Raw genomic sequence first — 16,686 nt, 5'->3', positions numbered from 1 at the left:
GACACCTCCGAAGAAAAAGGAGACCCACCATGGAGCTGGACAGGCGGAAGGTCCTCACGGCCGGGGTGGTGGCGGCGGTCACGGCGGTGAGCGCCGGGGCGGCGCGTGCGCAAGGCGGGAACGATCAGGACATCGTGGGCTCCTGGTTCGGCACGGTCACCGCGACGAATCCGCCCCTGGGGCAGTTCAACGACCTGATCTCGTTCCACACCGGGGGCGTCGTCACCGAGTCGCGGCGCTACGCGGTGCCGGGCACGCCGTTCGGGACCCTGCTCGAGACCAGCGCCCACGGCGCGTGGAAGAGGACGGGCGGCGACACGTACGAGGCCTTCTTCCGCTTCCTGTTGCAGAAGCTGGACACCGGTGCGCCGATCGGCACCGACAACGTCCGGCTGTTCCTGACCCTGAACCAGGCCGACGGCACGCTCACCGGGACGTTCGAGTCGCAGATCAAGGACACGGCCGACGTCCTCTTGCTGACCGTCACCGGCGACTACTCCGCGACGCCGATCACCGTCTGACGGACCACCTCGGGCGGGAGCGAAGAGAGCGATGGCACAGGTACGGTATCTGGTGAGCAACGTGGACGACGCGGTGGCCTTCTACACGACGCGGCTGAGCTTCAAGCTCGAGCGGCAGGCCGGTCCGGCCATGGCGATTCTCTCGCGTGGCGATCTCACCCTCTGGGTGGCCGGCCCGTCGGCCTCGGCGGCCCGGCCGATGCCGGACGGCCGCCGGCCGGAGCCCGGCGGCTGGAATCGATTCGTCATCGAGGTGGCGGACCTCGCCGCCATCGTCGGCGAGCTCCGGGGGCAGGGGGTGAAGTTCCGGAACGAGATCGTCACGGGGCCGGGCGGCCAGCAGATCCTCTGCGAGGATCCGTCCGGCAACGTCGTGGAGCTCTTCCAGCCGGCAAGATCATAGCCGGCCCCGGATGGTCGGGTCGAGGCGGTCCCGCAGGCTGTCTCCCAGGAAGTTCGCCGCCAGCACCACCAGCGAGATCGTCGCGCTCGGGAAGGCCACCGTCCACCAGGCCTGCGTCAGGTAGAGCCGGGCGTCGGCGAGCATGGCCCCCCAGGCCGGAGTCGGCGGCTGGATCCCCAGGCCCAGGAAGGAGAGGGTCGATTCGAGGAGGATGAGCCGCCCGAGCTGAAACCCCGCGATGACCAGGATGGCGCCCCGGACGTTCGGCAGCACGTGGCGCCCCACCAGCCGCGCGTCGCTGCCCCCGAGCGCGCGGGCGGCGATCACGAACTCCCGCTCCCGGATCGACAGCACCTGCGCCCGCACGACCCGCGCGAATTCCACCCAGCCGCGCAGCGCGATGATGAGGACCAGGGTCCCGATCGTCATGCTGACCACCGCCGCCCACACGATCGCGATCAGGATGTAGGGGAAGCTCAGGTAGGCGTCGATCACCGCCACCAGCCCGCGGTCCAGCGCGCCCCCGCGGAATCCCGCCAGGAGCCCGACTGTCACGCCGAACCCCGCCCCGAGCACCAGCCCCGCGTAACCGACCGTGAGCGAGGCCCGGGCCCCGTGGACCAAGCGACTCCAGACGTCCCGCCCCAGATGATCGGTCCCGAGCGGGTGCGCGCGGCCCGCCTCGCCCACGTGTCCCGGCGGCCGGTGCCGGTCGAGCAGGCTCTGGCGGGCCGCATTCTGGCTCGTGACCAGGCTCGGCCACGCCGCCAGGAGCGTCACCGCGAGCAGGAGCGCCAGCGACAGCCCGAGGGCGAGGTCGCCGCCGATCCAGCGGGGCACCCTCACGCCGTGCGGATCCTCGGGTCGATCCACACCTGCAGGACGTCCACCCCGAGGTTCACCAGGGCGACCACCACGGCGGCGATGGTCGCCCCGCCCACCACGACCGGGTAGTCGCGGGCGAAGACCGACTGGACCAGGAGCCAGCCCAGGCCCGGCCAGGCGAAGATGGGCTCTACCACGACGGCGCCCACCACGAGGCCGTTGAAGAGCAGCCCCGCCATGGCCACCACGGGGATCAGCGCGTTCCGGAGCGCGTGGCGGGCCAGGATCCCCCCCTCCCCGACCCCCTTGCTGCGGGCCGTCCGCACGTAATCCTGGCCCAGCACGTCGAGAAGCTCCGAGCGGAGGAGCCGGAGGAGCACCGCCACCTGGAAGAGCGTGAGCGTGGCGACGGGAAGCACGGCGTGCGGCACCCCCAGCCCGGCCACCGGAAGGATCGGGAACCAGACGGCCAGCAGATACATGAGCAGGATCGCGGTGACGAACGACGGCACCGATTCGCCGACCACGGCCAGCAGCCGGATCAGGACGTCCACGAGCCGACCGCGCCGTCGCGCGGCCCACGCTCCGAGCGGGAGCGCCAGGGCCAGCGCGAGCGTCATCGCGGCCGCGGCCAGCACCAGGGTCCAGCGGAGGTGCCCCAGGATCAGGGGCAGGAGCGGATCACTGTACCGGAAGGACCGCACCGAGTCGCTGTACCAGAACCGGGTCATGAAGGTGATGTAGCGGACGACCGCGGGGCGATCGAGCCCGAGCTCGTGCCGGAACCGCTCGAGCTCCGCCGTCCCGGCCTCCGGGGGCAGCAGCAGGATGGCCGGATCGCCGGCCACCGTCATGAAGGCGAAGACGAGCGCGCCGACGGCGAGGACGGTCAGCGCGCTCTGGAGGAGCCGACGCCCGATGTAGGCGCCCACGGCGGCCGGGGGCGCCGCTGGCGCCTAGTTGCGGGGCCGCGCGTCTTTCAGGCTGCGCATCTCGTTCGGGTACGGTTCCCAGACGACCCGGTCGCTCAGCGCGTAGACGTCCTTCAGATTGACCAGGAGGATCCAGGGCGCGAAGTCGAGGGCCTCGGCCTGAAGCTTCTCGACCAGCGCCTGCCGCTCCCGGTTGCCGCGGGCCATCAGCGAGAGCCGGGCGACGTCACCCTCCCAGTTGGCCGGCCGGCCCTTCGTGTAGACCTCACCCTGGCCGCCCGGCAGGAGCCACAGCGTGAACACCCAGTCGGGGAGGAAGACCGTGTTTCCCATGCCGATCAGGCTGATCCCCGAGGCCTTGCCGGAGAACAGCGGCTGCGCGTAGCCGCCCCACTCCGAGGCCTTGAACTCCACCGTCACGCCGACCTTCTCGAGCATTCCGGCGACCGCCTCGCCCAGCTCCTTGTCGAGGGTGTAGCGCCCGATGGGCGTGTTCACCTTGATCGGCTGACCCCGGTAACCGGCCTGCTTCAGGAGGTCGCGCGCCTTCTGGGGGTCGTAGGGGTAGCCGCCCAGATTCCGGTTCAGCTCCGGGATCGTCTCCTGCATCGGCGCCCGCAGCGCGACCGCCCGGCCGCGGTAGAGTTGCTCGACCAGCGTCTTCTTGTCGACGGCGTGGTTGAGCGCCTGGCGGACCAGCTTGTTGTCGAGCGGCGGCTCGGCCGCGTTGATGACCATGAACAGCATCCGGGCGCTCAGGGTCTCCACGACCCGGGTCTTCGGGTTCCGCTGGACCTCCGGAATGGCCTCCGGCGGGACGAACTGGTAGAGGTCGATCTCCCCCGCCAGGAGCGCGTTCTTGGCCGTCAGCGCGTCGGGCAGGATCCGCCACACGACGCGCCCGAAGCCGGGCTTGGGCCCCCAGTAGCCCGGAAACGCCTCGCCGACGACGCGCTGGTTGGTGAGCCACTCGACGAACCGATAGGGGCCGGTCCCCATCGGCCGCCGCTTGAACGTCTCCTTGCCTTCGCCCTCGACGTACGCCTTCGAGGTGATGTGGACCAGGGACATGTAGTTCGGCAGGCTCCCGGTCCCGGTCCCGCCCAGCTTCCAGCGGATCGTGTACTTGTCGACGACCTCGACCGAGCCGTCCTGGACAGGCTTCGGGAGGAGGCGGCGGATGACTTCGGCGGGTTGCACGGCGCGGTCCAGCGTGAACTTCACGTCCTCGGCCGTCAGCTCCCCGTACTTCGGGTCGTGGAACCGCATGCCCTGGCGGATCTTCACGATCCACTCGGTGGGGGACACGACCTGCCAGCTCTCCGCCACCACTCCGTGCAACTCGCCCTTCCGGTCGAAGACCGTCAGCGGCTCCATGAAGTGGGCCCAGATGTCCACCGTGGCGACGGCCGTGTAGTTCCAGGGACTCATGTCCTCCGGGTTGTAGAGCTGGGCGGCCGTGAGCAGGGGGCCGGGCGCCTGCGCTCCGGCCGGTGTCCCGCCGAGTACGACCGCGACCACGAGCCCGAGCACCACCAGGAGCCGCATGACTGTCCTCCCGCCGGGTGAGCGATGGGGTTGAGGGCGGTCGACGCCTGGCCCTTGATACCGTGCCGCCTGCCGGGTGTCAAGCGGGCCGGGCCTGCCGGACCCGGTTGTCGGCGGGCCTCGCGATCGTCTATGGTGGGCCACGACATGAGTCGGGTCGTCGTCTGTCCGGAGCCTCTGGCCGCGCTGGCCGGGGCCCACGTCTTCCGCCTCGGCGGGTCCGCGGTGGACGCCGCGATCGCCACCGCCTTCGCCCAGACGGTGGTCTCCCCCGCCATGACGACCATCGCGGGCAACGGCACCATGAACGTCTTCCACGCGCCGACCGGCCGCCACTGCCTCGTCGACTTCATGGGCTACGCCGGCAGCCGGGCGGCGGCCGACATGTACGAGCGGGCGCCCGCCGGCGCCCCCGTGCGCGGGTACGCCTCGGTCCTCGTGCCGACCTTCGTGCGCGGCACCTACACCGCCTTCGAGCGCCTCGGCAGCGGACGCGTGTCGTGGAAGGCGCTCCTCACACCGGCCATCCGCTTCGCGGAGGAAGGGTTTCCCGTCGATCCCTACATGCATCAGTACTGGCGGGCCGAGAACCCCGTCCAGCAGACGGCCGACCGGTTCGACGGCTCCGAGATGCTTTCCGCCACCGAGGCGTGCCTCGCGATCTTTACCCGCCAAGGGCGGGCCCCCGCCATCGGCGAGCGGATCGTCCAGCCCGACCTCGGGCGGACGCTCCGGGCCCTCGCCGACGAAGGGCCCGACGTCTTCTACACGGGGTCGATCGGGCGGCGGCTCGCCCGCGACCTGGAGGCCAACGGGGCACCGGTGACGGCGAGCGACCTGGCCGAGTGCCGGTGTCTCGTCGGCGAGCCTCTCTACGGGACGTACCGCGGGTACACGGTCTCGACCGACCCGGCGCCCCACATCGGGATCCTGCTGGTCGAGCTGCTGAACGTGCTCGAGGGCTACGACGTGGCGGCGCTGGGAGCGGGATCAGCCGACTACTACGATCTGATGGCGCGGGCGCTGGCCTGGGTGTTCCGCGATCGGGCGCGGTACATGACCGATCCCGCCGCCGCCGACCTGCCGGCGACGATGGTCGACCTCCGCCACGCCGCCCGGCTGCGCGGGCGGATCGACGAGGAGCGGGCAGCCGCGCCGCTGCCCGGCACCACGCAGGTATCCACGCTCGACGGGGACGGCTCGGCGGTCTCCTTCACGCACTCGGTGGGCACGGGCTCGGGCGTGGTGACCGCGGGCCTCGGCTTCATGCTGAACAACAACATGATGGCCTTCGACCCCCACCCGGGCCGGGCCAACTCCATCGCGCCGGGCAAGCGCCCGATTTACGGGGGCGGGCCGGCCATCGTCCTCCAGGGCGGCCGGGTCCGCCACGTCCTCGGCTCGCCGCACGGGGGCCGGAAGATCAGCGCCATGGGCCACGTCCTGGTCGAGCTGATCGACTTCGGGCGCTCGCCGGCCGCCGCCGTGACGAGCCCGCGCGTCCACTGCGAGGGCGACCTCGCCGACGTGCGGGTGGAGCCGTTCTTCCCGCTGCCGCCCGACGTGCGCGACGCGCTGACGGCGCGAGGGCTCGGGCTCCGAGAAGACGCCTACGGCGGGCGGGTGTGCCTGATCGCCGTCGACCCGGCCAGCGGGCGCGCCACGGGCGCCACCGACCCCCGCGGAGGCGGCGGTCTCGCCGAGGTGTGAGGAGGAACGCCATGCCCACGGAGCTGCGGCCGATGCACCCGAGCTTCGGCGCCGAGGTCGTCGGCGTCGACCTCACGCGTGACCTGGACGGGCCGACGGTCGCCGCCGTCGAGGCCGCCTGGACCCGCTACAGCATCCTGCTCTTCCGCGACGTCCGGATGACGCCGGCCCAGCACGTCGCCTTCACCCGCCGCCTCGGGCCGCTCCACGTCATGGAGCCCCTCGAGTTCAACCTTCCCACGCACCCCGAGGTCTTCGTGGTCTCGAACGTCGAGGAGGACGGCCGGCCCGTCGGGCTCACGCGCGCCGGCTGGGGCTGGCACTCGGACGGTGAGGACAAGGCCATCCCCAACGACGGGTCGTTCCTCTACGCCCTGGAGATCCCGCCCGAGGGGGGCGACACGCTGTTCGCCGACACCTACGCCGCCTTCGCCGCGCTCCCCGCCGACATTCGCCGGACGATCGCGGGCCGGCGGGCCTGCTTCAGCCGCGTCCGGCTCCACCACGTCCACTACCCCCACCTCGGGCCGCTGACCGACGAGCAGAAGGCCAACCGCCCCGACGTCTGGCATCCCATCGCCCGCCGCCACCCGCGCTCGGGCTGGACGGCGCTCTACATCGGCCGGTGGGCGTGCCAGGTGGAGGGGTTGCCCGAGGACGAAGCGCGCGACCTCATCCGCTACCTGCAGGAGTTCGCCACGCGGCCCGAGGTCGTCTATCGGCACCGGTGGCGCGTGGGCGATGCGGTCCTCTGGGACAACCGGTGCACCCAGCACTGCGCCACCGAGTTCGACGACGTCCGGTACCGCCGCCGGATGCATCGGACGACGCTGGAGGGCGAGCCACCGCTCCTCGCCGACCGGCCGGTGCCGCGGCCCGCCCGGGCCTGAGGGCAAGGATCGGATTCTCGCGTACCCCCGCCCCGGGCACCTCGGCCCTCGAATTGAGGGCCGATCGCGCCGGATGCTATAGTAGCGCGAGCGCGGAGCATGGATGGGCGCACGATCGTGCCCGCGACGCTCGACGCTCCCGCAGGGGCCCGCACTGGCCGTCCAGCCAACCAGGAGGAGACCGATGAGCCTGCGTGATCTCACCGGATGGCTCGAGGGCGCGGACGCCCTGGGCGAGGTCAAGACGGTCAAGGGGGCGGACTGGGACATCGAGATCGGGGCCATCACCGAGCTCGCGCAGCATCGGGAGAACGGCCCGGCGGTGCTGTTCGACGAGGTGAAGGGGTACCCCGCCGGCTACCGGATCCTCGTCAACTCCCTGGGCTCGCTCAAGCGCACCGCGCTGACGCTGGGGCTCGACACGAACGTCACCTCCCCCATGCAGCTCGTGCAGGCCTGGCGCCAGCACTCGAAGAAGATCATGCCCATTCCCGCCAAGCTGGTGGATTCCGGGCCGGTGATGGAGCACGTGGAGACGGGGTCGGCCGTCAACGTCCTCGAGTTCCCGACGCCGAAGTGGCACGAGCACGACGGGGGCCGCTACATCGGGACGGGCAGCGTGGACATCACCCGGGATCCCGAGGAGGGCTGGGTGAACCTCGGCTGCTACCGCGTGATGATCCACGACGAGCGGACCGTGGGCTTCTACATCTCCCCCGGCAAACACGGCCGGATCCACCGGGAGAAATGGTTCGCCTCGGGGAAGCCGATGAAGGTGGCCGTGTCGCTGGGCCACGACCCTCTCGTCTTCCTGGCCGGGAGCATCGAGGTCCCTTACGGCGTCTCCGAGTACGACTGGATCGGCGGCGTCCTGGGCGAGCCGTTCGAGGTGATCCAGGGGCCGGAGACCGGTCTCCCGCTGCCCGCGAACTCCGAGATCGTCATCGAGGGCACCGCCTACCCGGACCGCCAGGTCCCGGAAGGCCCCTTCGGCGAGTGGACCGGCTACTACGCGAGCGATACCCGTCCGGAGCCCACCATCGAGGTCGAGCGTGTGATGTACCGCTCGAACCCGATCATGCTCGGGAGCCCGCCCGGCAAGCCGCCGTCGGAGCTGACGGCGTATCGCGCGGTCATGCGCTCGGCGCTGATCTGGGACGAGATGGAGAAGGCCGGGATCCCCGACATCCAGGGCGTGTGGTGCCATCCGGCGGGCGGCACCCGGCTCCTGGTCGTCGTCTCCATCAAGCAGCGCTACGCCGGCCACGCCCGCCAGGCGGCGCTGGGCGCCATGTCGTGCCGGGCCGGCGCCTATCTCGGCCGCTATGTGGTCGTGGTGGACGACGACATCGACCCGACCAACACCTGGGACGTCCTGTGGGCGATCTGCACGCGCTCGGACCCGGAAAAGGACATCGACATCGTCCGCCGGATGTGGTCGGGGCCCCTCGACCCGATCATTCCCGCCGGACAGAAGGGGCTGAACTCGCGGGCCTTGATCGACGCCACGCGCCCCTACGAGTGGAAGGACAAGTTCCCGCGGGTGGCCATCTCCAGCAAGGCCGTCATCGAGGCGGCCCGGGAGAAGTGGGGACCCCTCCTCTTCGGCTCCTCGTAGGCGAACGGCTGGGCCACAAGGCGCTCGCGCCCGTCATTCGGCGAAGTCGCCGGGGCGCGCGGCGGCGGCGAAGCGCCTGACTCCGGCATGCAGCCGACGGCGCTTCCCGGCGGCTGATGCCCGCGTGGGGCGCCAAGGCGATGTCCCTGGACAACGACGAAACGAGGTGGGATATGCGGGCAAACACAGCCGCGGTCCACAACCAGGTGACTCGACGGACGTTTCTGGGTACGGCGGCGGCCGGCGTCGTGGCGGCGACCACCGATCCGGCCGTCGCCCAGCAGCCCGCGCCGGCGCCGGGAGGGCCCCGGGTCAAGGGGCCGCGGGTGTGGCTCGACATGGACCAGAAGGAGCTCGACGACGCCTACGACCAGAGCGTCTACGCGCCGAACCTGCAGCAGATCATCGGGCGCTACGCCACCAACAGCGAAGGCGTGCGCGCCCGCCTGGGGGCGCCGCAGCGCCACGCCTACGGGTCGACGGTCATCGAGGCGCTCGACGTCTACCCGACCAAGCGCCCTGACGCGCCGATCAACATCTTCATCCATGGCGGCGCCTGGCGGGCCGGCCTCGCCAAGAGCTACGCGTTTCTGGCCGAGCTGTTCGTGCGCGCTGGCGCGCATTTCGTGGCGCCCGACTTCGCCTGGGTCCAGGACGTGGGCGGCAGCCTGATGCCGATGGCCGAGCAGGTGCGCCGCTCGGTCGCCTGGGTCTACCGCAACGCCCGGAGCTTCGGCGGCGATCCCGGCCGCATCTACGTCTCCGGCCATTCCTCGGGCGGCCATCTGGCCGGCGTCGTCCTCACCACCGACTGGGGCAAGGATTTCAGCCTGCCGGCCGACATCGTGAAGGGCGGGCTGTGCTGCAGCGGCACGTTCGACCTGAAGCCCGTCCGTCTCTCGGCGCGCAGCCGCTACGTCAAGTTCACGGACGAGATGGAGCAGGCGCTGAGCCCGCAGCGCCATCTCGACACGCTCAGCGCCCCGGTGATCATCGCCTACGGCACGCTCGAGACCCCCGAGTTCCAGCGGCAATCGCGCGACTTCGCGGCGGCCGTGAAGGCGGCCGGCAAGCCCGTGCAGCTCCTGGTCGCCGAAGGGTACAACCACTTCGAGATCATCGAGACGCTCGCCAGTCCTTACGGTCTCCTGGGCCGCGCGGTACTGGAGCAGATGAAGCTGGCTCCGGCGTGACCCGAGGCCTGGCGCGCTACATCGCCAAGCGGCTCGGGTTTGCCGCGCTGATGCTCGTCGGCGTCTCGCTGATCCTGTTCACGCTGATGCGCCTGGCGCCCGGCGGGCCGGAGGCGGTGCTGATCGGCGGCGAGTTCTCCCAGGAGGTGGCGGCCCAGATCCGCCACCGGCTCGGGCTCGACCGCCCGCTGCTGGTCCAGTACGGCACCTGGGCGCTGGCCGCCGCCCGGGGCGACCTCGGCCGGTCGTTCAAGACGGGCGACCCGGTCGCCACCCTGATCCTCGACCGCCTCGGTCCCACGCTCCAGCTCACCGGCGCCGCCCTCGTCCTCGCCCTGGTGGTGGCGGTGCCGCTGGGCGTCCTGGCCGCGGTCCGGCGGGACACGCTCTGGGACACGCTGGCGTCGGCGGTCTCGCTCTTCGGCGTCTCCTTCCCGAGCTTCTGGCTCGGGATCATGCTGATCCTCCTCTTCTCGGAAGCGCTCCACCTCCTGCCCCCCTCCGGCGTGAGCGAGTACGGCCACGAGGCGGACCTCGCCGCCCGCCTCCGCCACGCCGTCCTCCCGACGCTCACGCTCGGCCTCATCCAGATGGCGGCCTTCATGCGCTTCACCCGCTCGAGCCTGCTCGAAGTGCTGCGCCAGGACTACGTGCGGACGGCGCGGGCCAAGGGCGTCCCGGGCGGCCGCGTGATCTGGCGTCACGCCCTGCGCAACGGCCTGATCCCGGTCGTCACCGTCGTCGGGCTGTCGCTCCCGACGCTGGTGGGCGGGGCCGTCCTCACCGAGACCGTCTTCGCCTGGCCGGGGATCGGGCGGCTCGCGGTGGGCGCCGTGTTCGAGCGTGACTATCCCGTGATCATGGGCGTGAATCTCCTGGTCGCCACCATCGTGATCGCGGCGAACCTCCTCACCGACCTCGCCTATTGCCTCATCGACCCGCGGATCTCCTACGCGTGAACGCCGCCAGACGGCTCGCCCGCAGCCGGCGCGGGGCCCTCGGGGGGCTCGTGGTGGCCGTCATGCTGGCCACGGGCACGCTGGCGCCGGCCATGGCGCCCTACGGCTACTCCACCCAGTCGCTCCTGCAGCGGCTCAAGCCGCCGACCGCCGCCCACTGGCTCGGGACCGACGGGTTCGGGCGGGACATCCTGACGCGGGTGATCTGGGGGAGCCGCGTGTCGCTCCAGGTCGGCTTCCTGGCGACGGCGCTGGCGGTCCTGGTCGGCACGTTCGTCGGAGGCACCGCCGGCTACTTCGGCGGCGCCGCCGACACGGGGCTCATGCGGGTGACCGATGTCTTCATGTCGGTGCCGGCGCTCTTCCTGATCCTGGTCGTCGTGGCCCTCTTCGGCGCCAGCCTCCTCAACACGGCGCTGGTGGTCGGCCTCGTCACCTGGGCGCCGGTGGCGCGGATCGTCCGCGGCGAGTGCCTCTCCCTCCGGACCCGCGAGTTCGTCGAGGCGGCCCGCGCGCTGGGGGCGAGTCACCGCCGGATCCTCGTCCGGCACCTCCTGATCAATGCACTCCCCGCCGTCATCGTCCAGAGCACGCTGCTCCTGGGCCAGACGATCCTCATCGAGTCGGGCCTGTCCTACCTCGGCCTGGGGGTGCAGCCCCCGCTGCCGAGCTGGGGCAACATGGTGGTCGAGGGGCGACAGTTCCTGGCCTCGGCGTGGTGGGTCTCCACGTTCCCGGGGCTGGCGATCTTCGTCACCGTCCTCGGCTTCAACCTCTTCGGCGACGGCTTGCGCGACGCGCTCGACCCCGCGCTCCGCTCGGGCTCCGGATAGGAGGATGCACATGCGCTCCCGGATCACGATCTGCCCCACGGTCCTGGCAACGCTCCTCCTGACGCTGGCGGCCGCGCTGCCGGTGCTGGGGCCCGGCGCGGCTCGCGCCGCCGGGAAGGACTTCGTCATCGGCTTCCTCGGCGACGCCACCAGCCTGAACCCGGTGGTGGCGACCGACGGCCAGTCCTACATCGCCGAGTGGCCGATGTTCGACAGCCTCGTCGAGCTGGACGAGAAGCTCGGCGTGAAGCCCCTCCTCGCCGAGTCCTGGGAGGTGTCGCGCGACGGCCTCACCTACACGTTCAAGCTGCGGAAGGGCGTCAAGTGGCACGACGGCAAGCCCTTCACGGCGCGGGATGTCGCCTTCACCTTCTACTCCGTCCTCGATCCGAAGGTCACCACCCCCCATCGCGCCTACTTCGACGCCCTGGTCGGCTTCCCCGAGCTGACCCAGAAGGACAACCCCCGGAAGCCCGAGGAGCTCCCCGTCAAGCCGATCGAGGTCCTCGACGACCACACGGTGCGCTTCCGGCTGCGCTATCCCTACGGCGCCTTCCTGGCTGTCCTCGTCAACCCGCGGGCCGGCATCATCCCGGAGCACCTGCTGAAGGGCGCCGACCTCAACACCGCCGAGTACAACCGCAAGCCGGTCGGCACCGGGCCGTTCAAGTTCGTCGAGTGGCGGCGCGGCGACCGCCTGGTCATGGAGGCCAACGCCGACTACCACGGGGGGCGGCCGGCCCTCGACCGCCTGATCTACCGCGTGATCCCCGATGCGGTGGTCCTCCTCCAGGAGCTGCGGGCCGGCGGCGTCGACTTCATCGAGCGGCCGCCCCTCACCGAGGTCGGGCGCCTCAAGCAGACGCCCGGCCTCAAGGTCCTGGCCACCGACAACACCTCCTACACCTACTTCGGCTTCCGCCAGGACCTGCCCCCCTTCGACGACCTGCGGGTCCGCCGCGCCCTCTACCACGCGGTCGACGTCCCGGCCATCGTGCGGGAGGTCCTCCAGGGGTACGGGGCGGTCGCCACCGGACAGTTCCCGCCGGGCAGCTGGGCCTTCGACCCCGCGGTGAAGCCGTACGCCTACGACCCGAATCGGGCCAAGGCGCTCCTGGCCGAGGCGGGCTGGAAGCCAGGCCCGGACGGCGTCCTCGCCAAGGACGGCAAGCGCTTCACGTTCTCGCTCCGGCACGACCAGGCCGACCAGAACGTCAAGGACACGGCGATCATCGTCCAGGAGTACCTGAAGAAGGTCGGCGTCGAGGCGCGCATCGAGCCCCTCGACTGGCCGACCTTCGTCAAGAAGCTCTTCGCCTCCGAATTCGAAGGCATCGTCGTCGGCTGGACGAACTTCCACGATCCGGATCCCTTTGCCTACTCGATCTGGCACTCGGGCCAGTGGAAGGGGCGAAACTTCGCGCACTACCGGAACCCCCGCGCCGACGCGGCGCTCGAGGCCGCGCGGCGAGCCGCGGGCCAGGCCGAGCGGAAGAAGCACTACGCCGAGTTCTCGCGGATCCTGATGGAGGACGCCCCGTACGTGTTCCTCTACTTCCCCCAGCAGGTCTACGTGACGCGCCAGACCTACGAGGGATTCGTCCCCATCCCCGCCTACGGCGGGATCTACCAGTCGCTCAAGAGCGTGCGCTGGACGGGCCGGTAACGCGGGGCGCCGGACCATGGAGCTCGCGGTCAACGGGACGGCGCTCCACGCGGAGACCCTCGGCGAGGGCGACCCCTGCCTCTGCCTCCACGGCGGGCCGGGGACCGACTCGTCGGGCCTCCTGCGATCGCTCGGGCCTCTGGCCGGAATCCTCGGCCTCCGGATGGTCTTCTACGACCACCGCGGCCACGGGCGCTCCGCGTGGGGGCCGGTGGAGGAGTGCACGCAGGACCGGCTCGTCGCCGACGTCGAGGGGGTGCGGCAGGCGCTCCGCCTGGGGCCGGTCCACGTCCTCGGGATCAGCTGGGGCGGGTTTCTCGGCCTCATGTACGCCGCCCGGTACCCCGAGGCCCTCCGCACCCTGGCCGTCGTGGGGGCGGCCGCGAGTCACGCGTTCATGCCCCGCGCCGAGGCGAACGCCCGCCGCCAGGCGACGCCCGAGCAGTGGGCGGCCTACCGGGCGCTCTGGGACGGCTCGCTCTCCGACGACGAGAGCTTCCGCCGCGCGTTCGAGACGATCCGGCCGCTCTACTTCCACGGCCGGGCCCTGGCGGCCGCGGCCAACGCCGCCCGCGCCGACACCCGCTACCGCCTGGCCGTCCGGAAGTTCGTCATCGAGCACGAGTACCCGACCTACGACTGCCGTCCCGAGCTCGCGCGGATCACCTGTCCCACGCTGGTCATGGTGGGCCGTCACGACTGGATCTGCCCCGTCGACCAGGCCGAGGAGATCCACCGGCTGGTCCCGCACTCGGAGCTCGCCGTCTTCGAGCAGAGCGGGCACTCGCCCCAGGTCGAGGAGCGCGACGCGTTCGTCCGCCGGCTCGCCGCCTTCCTCCGGTCACCGGGGAGACCCCTCGAGCCCCGGCCGGCGGCCTACCCCTGAAGCGATTGGACGTCGGCGCGCCGTGCTGCGATGATGACTGCAGGGGATGACCGCGGCCGCGGCGTGCGGCGGACCGGATGCGAGAGGAGTCGTGTGATGATGATAGACTTCGAGCCGAGCCAGACGCGTCGAGAGTTCCTGGGCCTGTCGGTCGCCGTGCCGGCGGCCCTCGTGATCGCCACCGTGTCCGAGACCGGGGCTCAGGCGCCCCGGCTCGAGCCGACCCCGGCGTGCGGCGACGAGGGTCACCCCACCCCCGCCCAGACCGAGGGACCCTACTTCAAGCCGGGCTCGCCGCTCCGGGCCTCGCTCCTCGAGCCGGAGCTGTCGGGCACGCGGATCGTGGTGGAGGGGACCGTCCTCGGGACGGATTGCCGGCCCATCCCGCGAGCCCTGGTGGACGTCTGGCAGGCCGACGCCCAGGGCCGGTACGACAACGCGGGCGTGCGACTCCGCGGGCATCAGTTCACGGACGACGCCGGGCGCTACCGGCTGGAGACCATCGTGCCCGGGCTCTACCCGGGACGCACGCGGCACTTCCACGTGAAGCTGCAGGCGCCGCATAGGTCCGTGCTGACCACGCAGCTCTACTTTCCCGGGGAGCCGGCCAACCGCCGGGACTTCATCTTCAACCCCGCGCTGGTGATGAAGGTCCGGGATGCCGAGGGCGGCAAGCTCGCGAGCTTCGATTTCGTCCTGGACGTCGGCCCGCCGGGAGGGCGGCGCGTCCAGCCGTGATACGCCCCCTGCACCCGGTGCGGCGGTGCTCGATTCCGATGCGTGCCCGCCAGGTCGGGCGGTGGTCAGCCGCGATCGGTGGGCTCATCGCCCTCGTGGTGGCCGGGGGCTCCGGGAGCCTCGGGAACCCGGCGGGGCCCGGCTCGCGGTGGCTCGGGAGACCGGCCTCGGCGCAGAGCCCCGAGGCCCCGCTTCGGTACCGCGTCGTGGCCGAGCGGAGTGAAGCCCGCTACCGCGTGCGCGAGCAGCTGGTGGGCGTCAATTTCCCAAACGATGCCGTCGGGACGACGAGTGCCATCGACGGCCACATCGCGCTCGACCCCCAGGGCCGGCTGCTCCCCGGCGACTCCCGGTTCGCGGTCGACCTCCGTCAGCTCCGCAGCGATGAGGCGCGGCGCGACAATTACATCCGGCGAAACACCCTGGAGACGGAACGCTACCCGACGGTGGTCTTCGTCCCGACCGAGTTCCGTGGGATCGGCTCGCCGCTGCCCCAGACGGGCCCCGCGTCGTTCGAGGTCGTCGGGGACCTCACGGTTCGGGAGGCGACCCGGCGCATCACCTGGGAGGCCACGGCCACCTTCAGTGGCTCCGATGTGAGCGTTCGCGTGCGGACGGCATTCCGCTTCGGCGACTTCGGCTTGCGCATTCCCCGGGTGTCCGTGGTCCTGAGTGTCGAGGACGGAATCCGCCTCGAGGCCGACCTCCTGCTCCGGCGAGTCTCTTGAGGAGAGAGCGCGACGGGATGCGCGCCTGACCGAGCCCGGAGGCGCTGGCGGCGTGGCTGATGCCCGCGCCGCGCGGACGGGCGGGGCCAGACTCACGGTGGTCCTCGGCGCCCTCACCGCCTTCGGCCCGCTGTCGATCGACATGTATCTCCCGGCGCTGCCGACCCTGGCCGACACCTTCGGAGCGAGCCCGAGTCGAGTTCAGCTCACGCTCAGCGCCTTCTTCCTGGGGTTCGGCGTCGGGCAGCTCGTCTACGGCCCGCTCTCCGACCGGTGGGGACGCCGGCCGCCCCTGCTGGCCGGCATCGGCCTCTACGTCGGGGCCAGCCTCCTCTGCGCGCTGTCCAGCGGGGTGACCGGGCTCATCGCGGTCCGCTTGCTTCAGGGGCTGGGGGCGTGCGCGGGGCCGCTGACCGCGCGCGCGGTGGTGCGCGACATCTACGAGCGGGACCGGGCCGCGCGCATGCTGTCGCTGCTGATGCTGGTCATGGGGGCCGCCCCGCTGGTGGCGCCCCTCCTCGGTGGCCAGCTCCTGCTCGCCTTCGGGTGGCGGTCGCTCTTCGCCGTGCTGAGCGGCTTCGGCGTCCTCTGCTTTCTCGGCGCCTGGCTGAGCCTGGACGAGACGCTCGACGAGGCCAAGCGATCGCCCACCAGCGCGCTCGCGATGATCGCGCGCTACGGGACCCTCCTGCGGGACCGCGCCTACGTGGGCTACACCGTGTGCAGCGGGGCGGCGTACGCCGGCATGTTCGCGTACTTCGCCGGCTCGCCCTTCGTGTTCATCCGGCTCCACGGGGTGCCCGCCCAGCACTACGGATTCCTGTTCGCGCTCAACGTCCTCGGCCTGATGGCCTGCGCGGCCGTCAACAGCCGCCTCGTGCTGCCCCTCGGCGCCGACCGGCTCCTCCGCCACGGGGTTGCCGCCGTGGCGGTGGCCGGCGGCGGGGTCCTGCTCGCCGCGGTGACGGGCTGGGGCGGGCTGGCCGGTCTCGTCATCCCGCTGCTCGCCTTCATGGCCTCCCTCAGCTTCATCGGGGCCAACGCCATGGCCGGCGCCCTGGCCGGCTTTCCCCACATGGCCGGCACGGCGTCGGCGCTGGCCGGCACGATTCAGTTCGGCCTGGGCGCGCTGAGCGGGGCGGCGGTGAGCGCCCTGTATGACGGCAGCGCGGTGCCGATGGCGGCGGTGATCGCGGCCTGCGGCCTGACGAGCCTCCTCGCCCATCGCCTGCTGGT

Annotated in this window: 16 protein-coding genes; 13 read left to right on the top strand and 3 right to left on the bottom strand. The window is 71.5% G+C overall.

Annotated elements, in window-relative coordinates; all coding sequences use genetic code 11:
• Together VGW35_06670 and VGW35_06665 are read left to right on the top strand one after the other, a co-directional pair.
• Nucleotides 1–521 (top strand): hypothetical protein (locus tag VGW35_06670; GenBank protein HEV8307336.1); only part of this gene is annotated, 521 nt, incomplete at its 5' end.
• A 31-nt stretch (nt 522–552) separates the two neighbouring features.
• Nucleotides 553–924 carry a VOC family protein gene (locus tag VGW35_06665; GenBank protein HEV8307335.1) on the top strand — a complete coding sequence of 124 codons (372 nt, stop codon included), beginning with the start codon at nt 553–555 and terminating at the stop codon, nt 922–924.
• On the opposite strand, the gene VGW35_06660 is transcribed toward VGW35_06665, so the two are convergent.
• From VGW35_06660 to VGW35_06650, 3 genes are read right to left on the bottom strand one after another with little or no spacing between them, the layout of a single operon-like run.
• Nucleotides 919–1,770 carry an ABC transporter permease gene (locus tag VGW35_06660; protein HEV8307334.1) on the bottom strand — a complete coding sequence of 284 codons (852 nt, stop codon included), beginning with the start codon at nt 1,768–1,770 and terminating at the stop codon, nt 919–921. The genes VGW35_06665 and VGW35_06660 overlap by 6 nt on opposite strands.
• Nucleotides 1,767–2,681 carry an ABC transporter permease gene (locus VGW35_06655; GenBank protein HEV8307333.1) on the bottom strand — a complete coding sequence of 305 codons (915 nt, stop codon included), beginning with the start codon at nt 2,679–2,681 and terminating at the stop codon, nt 1,767–1,769. The genes VGW35_06660 and VGW35_06655 overlap by 4 nt, the downstream gene beginning before the upstream one ends.
• A 24-nt stretch (nt 2,682–2,705) precedes the next feature.
• Nucleotides 2,706–4,229 carry an ABC transporter substrate-binding protein gene (locus tag VGW35_06650; protein ID HEV8307332.1) on the bottom strand — a complete coding sequence of 508 codons (1,524 nt, stop codon included), beginning with the start codon at nt 4,227–4,229 and terminating at the stop codon, nt 2,706–2,708.
• Nucleotides 4,230–4,376: 147 nt separating this feature from the next.
• On the opposite strand from VGW35_06650, the gene VGW35_06645 reads away from it, so the two are divergent.
• The 11 genes from VGW35_06645 to VGW35_06595 all read left to right on the top strand — a co-directional run.
• Nucleotides 4,377–5,939 (top strand): gamma-glutamyltransferase, encoded by a 1,563-nt coding sequence (locus tag VGW35_06645; protein HEV8307331.1) that lies wholly within the window; start codon nt 4,377–4,379, stop codon nt 5,937–5,939.
• Nucleotides 5,940–5,950: 11 nt separating this feature from the next.
• Nucleotides 5,951–6,829 (top strand): TauD/TfdA family dioxygenase, encoded by an 879-nt coding sequence (locus VGW35_06640; GenBank protein HEV8307330.1) that lies wholly within the window; start codon nt 5,951–5,953, stop codon nt 6,827–6,829.
• A 184-nt stretch (nt 6,830–7,013) separates the two neighbouring features.
• A complete protein-coding gene (locus VGW35_06635) occupies nt 7,014–8,447 on the top strand; it encodes a UbiD family decarboxylase (GenBank protein HEV8307329.1) in 1,434 nt (477 codons plus the stop codon).
• A gap of 173 nt (nt 8,448–8,620) precedes the next feature.
• Nucleotides 8,621–9,640: an alpha/beta hydrolase gene (locus tag VGW35_06630; GenBank protein ID HEV8307328.1), complete on the top strand. Its 1,020-nt coding sequence runs from the start codon at nt 8,621–8,623 to the stop codon at nt 9,638–9,640.
• Entirely contained in the window at nt 9,637–10,599 is a 963-nt protein-coding gene (locus tag VGW35_06625; protein ID HEV8307327.1) for an ABC transporter permease, read from the top strand. Before VGW35_06630 ends, VGW35_06625 begins: the two co-directional genes overlap by 4 nt.
• The gene (locus tag VGW35_06620; protein ID HEV8307326.1) at nt 10,596–11,432 is read left to right on the top strand and encodes an ABC transporter permease; all 837 of its coding nucleotides are present in this window, start codon (nt 10,596–10,598) and stop codon (nt 11,430–11,432) included. The genes VGW35_06625 and VGW35_06620 overlap by 4 nt, the downstream gene beginning before the upstream one ends.
• A 10-nt stretch (nt 11,433–11,442) precedes the next feature.
• Nucleotides 11,443–13,098, top strand: a complete 1,656-nt coding sequence (locus VGW35_06615; protein ID HEV8307325.1) for a peptide-binding protein — start codon at nt 11,443–11,445, stop codon at nt 13,096–13,098.
• A gap of 16 nt (nt 13,099–13,114) precedes the next feature.
• Nucleotides 13,115–13,984: an alpha/beta fold hydrolase gene (locus VGW35_06610; protein HEV8307324.1), complete on the top strand. Its 870-nt coding sequence runs from the start codon at nt 13,115–13,117 to the stop codon at nt 13,982–13,984.
• 96 nt (nt 13,985–14,080) lie between these two features.
• Nucleotides 14,081–14,722 (top strand): intradiol ring-cleavage dioxygenase, encoded by a 642-nt coding sequence (locus VGW35_06605; protein HEV8307323.1) that lies wholly within the window; start codon nt 14,081–14,083, stop codon nt 14,720–14,722.
• 38 nt (nt 14,723–14,760) lie between these two features.
• On the top strand, nt 14,761–15,450 hold the full coding sequence (locus VGW35_06600) for a YceI family protein (protein HEV8307322.1): 690 nt from the start codon (nt 14,761–14,763) through the stop codon (nt 15,448–15,450).
• Nucleotides 15,451–15,502: 52 nt separating this feature from the next.
• On the top strand, nt 15,503–16,686 hold a 1,184-nt coding region (locus VGW35_06595), incomplete at its 3' end, for a Bcr/CflA family multidrug efflux MFS transporter (GenBank protein ID HEV8307321.1).

The sequence above is a fragment of the Candidatus Methylomirabilota bacterium genome, assembly GCA_036005065.1.
Classification (GTDB): Bacteria; Methylomirabilota; Methylomirabilia; order Rokubacteriales; family DASRDR01; genus DASYQW01.
This window is presented reverse-complemented; position numbering and strand designations above follow the sequence as displayed.

Coding starts and splice junctions, on each gene's coding strand:
- VGW35_06665 (HEV8307335.1), top strand. CDS start 553: ATGGCACAGGTACGGTATCTGGTGAGCAACGTGGACGACGCGGTGGCC.
- VGW35_06650 (HEV8307332.1), bottom strand. CDS start 4,229: ATGCGGCTCCTGGTGGTGCTCGGGCTCGTGGTCGCGGTCGTACTCGGC.
- VGW35_06645 (HEV8307331.1), top strand. CDS start 4,377: ATGAGTCGGGTCGTCGTCTGTCCGGAGCCTCTGGCCGCGCTGGCCGGG.
- VGW35_06640 (HEV8307330.1), top strand. CDS start 5,951: ATGCCCACGGAGCTGCGGCCGATGCACCCGAGCTTCGGCGCCGAGGTC.
- VGW35_06635 (HEV8307329.1), top strand. CDS start 7,014: ATGAGCCTGCGTGATCTCACCGGATGGCTCGAGGGCGCGGACGCCCTG.
- VGW35_06630 (HEV8307328.1), top strand. CDS start 8,621: ATGCGGGCAAACACAGCCGCGGTCCACAACCAGGTGACTCGACGGACG.
- VGW35_06615 (HEV8307325.1), top strand. CDS start 11,443: ATGCGCTCCCGGATCACGATCTGCCCCACGGTCCTGGCAACGCTCCTC.
- VGW35_06610 (HEV8307324.1), top strand. CDS start 13,115: ATGGAGCTCGCGGTCAACGGGACGGCGCTCCACGCGGAGACCCTCGGC.
- VGW35_06605 (HEV8307323.1), top strand. CDS start 14,081: ATGATGATAGACTTCGAGCCGAGCCAGACGCGTCGAGAGTTCCTGGGC.
- VGW35_06600 (HEV8307322.1), top strand. CDS start 14,761: ATGCGTGCCCGCCAGGTCGGGCGGTGGTCAGCCGCGATCGGTGGGCTC.